The sequence below is a fragment of the Peribacillus sp. TE19612 genome (assembly GCF_056279465.1).
In genome coordinates, this window is record NZ_JBWCCL010000021.1 from 44880 (window position 1) to 50879 (window position 6000).

At 35.4% G+C, this 6000-nt stretch carries 6 protein-coding genes and 1 pseudogene; 3 read left to right on the top strand and 4 right to left on the bottom strand.

What is annotated here, in order from left to right:
- The first annotated feature begins 934 nt into the window (after positions 1-934).
- The 3 genes from ACZ9AO_RS24510 to ACZ9AO_RS24520 all read left to right on the top strand — a co-directional run bounded on the left by ACZ9AO_RS24510 (position 935) and on the right by ACZ9AO_RS24520 (position 2441).
- Positions 935-1363, top strand: a complete 429-nt coding sequence (locus ACZ9AO_RS24510; RefSeq protein ID WP_289349504.1) for a MarR family winged helix-turn-helix transcriptional regulator — start codon at positions 935-937, stop codon at positions 1361-1363.
- A 49-nt stretch (positions 1364-1412) separates the two neighbouring features.
- Positions 1413-2054, top strand: a complete 642-nt coding sequence (locus ACZ9AO_RS24515) for a nitroreductase family protein (RefSeq protein WP_476110928.1) — start codon at positions 1413-1415, stop codon at positions 2052-2054.
- Between the two features lie 93 nt (positions 2055-2147).
- Complete coding sequence (locus ACZ9AO_RS24520) at positions 2148-2441, top strand: putative quinol monooxygenase (RefSeq protein ID WP_476110930.1); 294 nt, start codon at positions 2148-2150, stop codon at positions 2439-2441.
- Positions 2442-2859: 418 nt separating this feature from the next.
- Here the strand turns inward: ACZ9AO_RS24520 and ACZ9AO_RS24525 are convergent, their stop codons facing one another.
- The 4 genes and pseudogenes from ACZ9AO_RS24525 to ACZ9AO_RS24540 form a co-directional block, all read right to left on the bottom strand.
- A complete protein-coding gene (locus tag ACZ9AO_RS24525; RefSeq protein ID WP_476110932.1) occupies positions 2860-3480 on the bottom strand; it encodes a recombinase family protein in 621 nt (206 codons plus the stop codon).
- 719 nt (positions 3481-4199) lie between these two features.
- A complete protein-coding gene (locus ACZ9AO_RS24530; RefSeq protein ID WP_476110933.1) occupies positions 4200-4514 on the bottom strand; it encodes a hypothetical protein in 315 nt (104 codons plus the stop codon).
- Positions 4515-4662: 148 nt separating this feature from the next.
- A complete protein-coding gene (locus tag ACZ9AO_RS24535; RefSeq protein ID WP_476110935.1) occupies positions 4663-4926 on the bottom strand; it encodes a hypothetical protein in 264 nt (87 codons plus the stop codon).
- 551 nt (positions 4927-5477) lie between these two features.
- A pseudogene (locus tag ACZ9AO_RS24540) lies at positions 5478-6000 on the bottom strand (hypothetical protein); the annotation flags it as partial.

A 6000-nucleotide genomic window follows, 5' to 3' on the forward strand; every position in this document is an offset into this window, starting at 1 on the left:
AACTGTTTTGAAGTTTGTCCCCAACGGTCAAGTTACATGGGAAATCCCTCGAATCCTATGAAATTCATGTGCTTTTTGATTTCCTCTAATCAGTATTATGTAAACTAAAATGAGCTCACTTTTCTGATAACCTTATATTGAGCATAGTAAATAGAGCAAACCACAAATGTTGAACTTCCGTACTTGGGCCTGTAAATTCATATTCAGTATTGCACCCTGCGAAGGAATTCCGAGAGGACTATTATAAAACTCCTATGCCACAGTTTATAAAAAAGCAACCGTCTTATATCCAAACGGTTGCTTTTTTTCATTGCTATAAACGTTTCCAAATTCTCTTTAAATCTATTGGTACGAATACTTTATCCCCATGTATTTCCTTATGTATGATGAGATGTGAAAAGTATGGTTCTAAACTTAACCCTTCTGTTTTATGTCTAGCTGGATTTATTGATAATAGGAGCCCATTCATTGCACTTACACCATTAGATTTAAATCTCCACACACATAACTGACAAAGAACTTGAATATCATTTACAGGCATCGTACTCAATCAAATTTAATTGATTGAAGTAGCAATACAGAAAAGGATGGAGCATTCGCTCCTTCCTTTTCTGTATTATGACACATAAATCGAAGAATAGTCTTGGTCTACGACTATCAGATGAACTTTTCCACCTTATTTAAGGGCAGTTTTTATAACATTGTGATTATCATACTTATACCTTGGCTAAAAGCTCCAAAGGTTTAATGAGCTTTCTTGAAAAGATTGCCTAATTAAAAAGGAGATAGAGCAACATTCTGGTCTAGATCATATTTAAGCAAAAGTTGCAGTACTAAAAAACTTGCTTTATTATTTAGGGTATAGTATATTAATTGACGCATCAACTATTGAGCTATCAATTATTTTATCTAACGTATGAAAAGAGGGTGTTTCTTGACGAATTCATGGTGTAATGAATCTTTTATTTTATATAAAATGAACTGCCTTAACAAACAGATAAGTTCAAAATTTGAAAGTTGTACAGGCATTAGTCAATCAAGACATGATATCTTATATCAGCTTTATCAAGTTGATGAAATTAGTCAAACAGCACTTCAAAAAGAGGTTAACATTGACAGTGCAGCGATTACCCGGCATTTAAAACAACTTGAAGCGACTGGGATGATTTTAAGACGCAAAGATCCGGAGGATAATCGATTTACTCTTGTCTGTCTTTCAGATCATGGTCGCAAACAGATTATTCTCTACCAAGCTGAAAAGGCTCGTTTTGTCACTTTAATGCTTAAAGATTTTAAAGAAGAAGAACGTCAAGAGTTAACAGATATGCTGACACGCATTCAAAAAAATATAAGCCAAGTCTAACACTTGCTTAAATTAAACTACTAAAGTTAAAAAGAGGAGACTATCAGCTATGACTACTACAGCACAATTAACAAATGATTTCAACGAAATTGTCACAGGACGCCGCTCCATAAAAAATTACGACAAATCCGTAAAAATCAGTAGGGAAGAAATGGAGAAAATACTTACCTTAGCGACACTTGCTCCTTCATCAGTTAATATGCAACCATGGCGCTTCCTTGTAATTGATAGTCCTGAGGGAAAAGCAACACTTGCACCTCTTGCTCGCTTTAACCAAAATCAAGTCGAAACATCTTCCGCAGTAATTGCTGTATTTGGTGATATGAACAATTTTGATAACGGCGAAGAAATCTACGGTAAAGCTGTAGATTTAGGGCTTATGCCTTTAGAAGTAAAAGAAAACATATTAGCCTCATTTACTGGATATTTCGAAAAAATCACTAGTGAAGAGATGAAAGAGGTCGTTCTAGTTGATGGTGGTCTTGTATCCATGCAACTGATGCTTGCGGCTCGTGCTTATGGCTATGATACAAATCCAATCGGTGGCTATGAAAAAGACCAGATCGCAGAAGCTTTTGGATTAGAAAAAGATCGGCACGTACCAGTTATGCTAATTTCAATCGGTAAAGCAGCAGATAATGGCCATCAATCAGTTCGTCTTCCAATTGATAAAGTCGCACAATGGAAGTAAAGAAGCCATTCATTAAATTTCAACCGAGATGTTATTTTTACTTTAATTATATATTAAGTTTATTATGCATAAAAAATGAGAGGATGACGTTTAATGATTATCATTCATGCCGTATTCAATATTAACCCAGCAAAACAAGATGCATTTCTAGAGGAGATTCAACCGCTAATCGTAGCTTCAAGAGCGGAAAGTGGAAATGTTTCTTACAATCTTCACAAAGCTACAGAAAAAGACAATGAGTTTACAATGGTTGAAGTTTGGCAAGATCATCTAGCGGTTGCAAGCCATAATTCAAGTGAGCACTTTACCTCGTTTGTTGGTAAAGCTAAAGAATTCCTCTCTTCACCTTTAATTGTTAACGCATTTGAAGGACAACCATTAAAATAATGAGTTAAAATGTATGGGATTTCCTATATCCCATCTTATAAAACAAAGAGTTGCTGCTTCAGTAAAACAAGCTGCAACTCTTGTTTATTTCTATTCCATTTTCTCGAACATCACGCGCTTATTTGGCGTACATAATCTGTGTGACAATTTCCATGGAAAGAGGAATGCAAATAGTTCCATTTATTTATCGAATTTCAGTTTTTCCAAAGCATCCGCCAATGCTGTATTAATCGGTTCTTCTTTATTTTGCTGTTTGACACTTTTTTTGATTTTAATTTTGTTAATTATTTTGATGTTCATGCGACTTCTAAAAGGAGGGCTGAAAGTGTATATGCTTCATTCACCCAGGATGGGTATCATCCACAATGAAGCGAAATATCTAGGGATGGCCGACTAATTTTTTGACGAGTTTCTTCTATTATATAGTGATCTTTTTAAATTCTTTTTCATATTCCTTAACCAACTTGTAAAAAGTCGTCTTTTTAACGCCTAATACCGCCATGGCTTTAACGGCTGTCATCTCTCCTGCTTTCCATAAATCATAGACTTCTTTAAACTCTTCCATTACTTGAGTTTTCGGCCGGCCGAAAGGCACACCGTTTTGCAAAGCCGCATCAATTCCTTCACGCTGCCGTTTTCTAATACGGTCCCGTTCCTCTTCCGCCATCCAAGAAAGGATTTGTAAAACAAGATCTGCGATGAAGGTCCCTAAACTATCCTTAAATTGAGTGGTGTCCAACAAAGGCATATCCATCACCACGATATCTGCTTGTATATTTTTCGTGATGTCATTCCATTCCTGGAGTATCTCTTCTTTGTTTCTACCAAAGCGATCCAGTGAATGAATGTAAAGTACATCCCCTTTCCGGATCATGCGTTTTAATAATTGATAATGAACTCGATCGAAATTTTTTCCACTTTGTTTATCTAAAAAGATATCTCGTTCATTGAGACCTTTTTCTAACATGGCCTGAAGTTGTCGTCCTTCATTTTGATCTTTGCTACTAACTCTTATGTATCCGAATTTACGAACTTCCATCTTTTTACTCCTTTTTCTACTTACTTTCCTATTATTCTACCAAAAGCGTTCGTAAAAGTGATTGTAAAATCACGAACGTTCATAAAGTGTTTTTCAACTTTAACGAACGTGAAAATGAGTTGATTTTATAAAAAAAAGAACCGTTCGTAAAAGTGTAGTTTTACGAACGGGTTACTATTAGTAATAAAAGACCTTATAAGTATAAAATGCTAAAGTGTATTCTTGGTCATCTGATTTACCCTTAAAATGTAGAGTACTTATAAAAAATGAAATGAACAAATAGTAGCCTCGACATACACCATTCATGTAGAATGTTTTGGGGCTACTTGACGTTTACAGATACAGAGATTATAAGTGAAACATAGGTTGGAATTTTGTTCTTTAGGGAATAAGTGGAGAAAGACTACTAGAAGAAATAAAAGGAACTTATTAAAAGAGGACAAAAAATTGGTGGTACAACCTATCCTATTTTAGCATGCCTTTCTTAATCATCATCATGATCATAATCATTGTTCTTTGGAGCTGTTAATCTGAAGAAGACTTCAGGGTTAATACGAGTATTTAGAGTATTGCGATTATTACCTCAAGAGTGAAGTAAGCAACTTCCGGGTCCTGCGATAACTTGATTATATTCAGTCATATAACATCGAGCAACAACACCACCAGGACTAGGATTTGTAATAGGCACTGGAGAAAACTGAGTACTTACCATCATTTCTTCACTTAAACCAGTATAAGAATAGAAAATCTTTGTAAATATTCAAAAATGTTCCATTACCAACACCGCCAACCCCATTAGGATCATTAAAACGGTTATATTGAATATGGGCTCCGTTGCAATTCATCGTTACCGATGGAAAATATGAATGGGATAAATTATTTGTGACCTTTTCATTATTCCATATATTTCCTTCATCTTGACTATATGCTAAAAAGACATCAATATAGGTTCTGGGGCCAACAACTGTACCAGCATTCCACACTACATAAATCGTACCGTCTGATCCTATAGCTTCTTGAGGTATTTCAAACATTCTGATTTGTACCACCATTAGTAGACTTAACCATGCGAATAGTCGATTTGGAGTACCTAGTTGAGTAAATGAATTAGGTAAACGACTCTCGTAAAAGATGTATATATTTCCACGATAATCTACGACTGGGAAGGCTCCAAAAGCAGCATTAGCACCAGATTACAATAGTTGTACTTTGAATAATAGGATTTAACGTCACACCAGTACTAAATTTTGAAAAGCGAATCCTAATACCTGGATTTGGAAGATTAAAATCAGTCCATGCAACATATAAATTCTCATTTAAAGCTTGATTAATCGGAGTATTAGCGTCAGGTCCTACTGTAATCCACTCTTTATCTTGCTCAAAATCAACGTTAGGATTGTTATCACCAAGATTTTGCCCCCGCCCGACGACTTGGGGTAAGTTCATTATTATCGTTCCACCGGCATAAGCGTTCCAGTCGAAATACTGATTACACTTTCGGTACCTGCTATCAATTCACTCCCAATACACTGATACTTTCGATCCTTTACGGCAACAGAGCAAAGATCATAACCCCGAGGGGATTGACTTTACAATTCATTCTTAATCCACCAATGACATGAAATCCTTTTTCGCTTCAAACCTCATGATTTTTTAACTCGTATATGAGCTGTCAACTAGCACAAAAAAGATTTCATTTTTTGAAGGTGGATAGTTCTTGAATAAATCAAGTGCCAAGTCTTTTTTACTTTTGAAAGGGAATGCTATCTATGGCAATGCTATTTTAAATAAGGGAAAAAAATAGTAAATCAATAGTCCTCTGTCACTGCATGTGCAGTAACGAGACAACGAGAACCATATACTTTCCCGACTGAATAAGGGGGATGAAAAACAAGGTTTTCTATTTGGAAATAATGGACGGGAACAAGTGTCACCTTGCTTTTCACCAGAGTTTTTATTTACTCATAATAAAAAGTTCAATCTTTGCCTAACTATGACTATACAAGGGTATTTTCATTTTCATCTAATGGGATTGGTGTTTTTGTCCATTCAGCATACGTACCGGGATCTAACGCCTTCACTTGTTCTAAAAAAGTATCTAAAAAATTTCTTTCTCGCAGGTCTTTAAATAACTCGAGAGGTCTTTTTTGTTCACGTGAAAAAGAGTACACATGGTCGACTAATTTAAAACCATTCTTGGTTACAATAATATGTCGTAGTGGGGCATCAATTTGTTTGAAGCCTGATTTTTCCATTGTTTTCAATATATAGAGTAATCGTCTTGTTATGTCCTCGGAAAGTACAGGTTGTTTTTTAAGAAACGTATTTAAATCTGGTCCTAATAGATATTCCATTAGAATATAATTTGGTCCTGTTTCAAAGACTTTCGGAATAAAAGGCAAGTCTTGACTTGATAAAAGAACCTTTTTTTCCTGATTTGCATGTTCAGTTTTTCCGTAAAGTTTAACGCATGTCTCTTCAGACACTCGATAAACAGCACCTTGATGCCCTTTTCCAATG

What these genes read in the sequence shown, in the direction of transcription:
- ACZ9AO_RS24515 (WP_476110928.1), top strand. Translation starts at nt 1,413, where the DNA reads ATGACTACTACAGCACAATTAACAAATGATTTCAACGAAATTGTCACA.
- ACZ9AO_RS24520 (WP_476110930.1), top strand. Translation starts at nt 2,148, where the DNA reads ATGATTATCATTCATGCCGTATTCAATATTAACCCAGCAAAACAAGAT.
- ACZ9AO_RS24525 (WP_476110932.1), bottom strand. Translation starts at nt 3,480, where the DNA reads ATGGAAGTTCGTAAATTCGGATACATAAGAGTTAGTAGCAAAGATCAA.
- ACZ9AO_RS24530 (WP_476110933.1), bottom strand. Translation starts at nt 4,514, where the DNA reads ATGTTTGAAATACCTCAAGAAGCTATAGGATCAGACGGTACGATTTAT.
- ACZ9AO_RS24535 (WP_476110935.1), bottom strand. Translation starts at nt 4,926, where the DNA reads ATGAACTTACCCCAAGTCGTCGGGCGGGGGCAAAATCTTGGTGATAAC.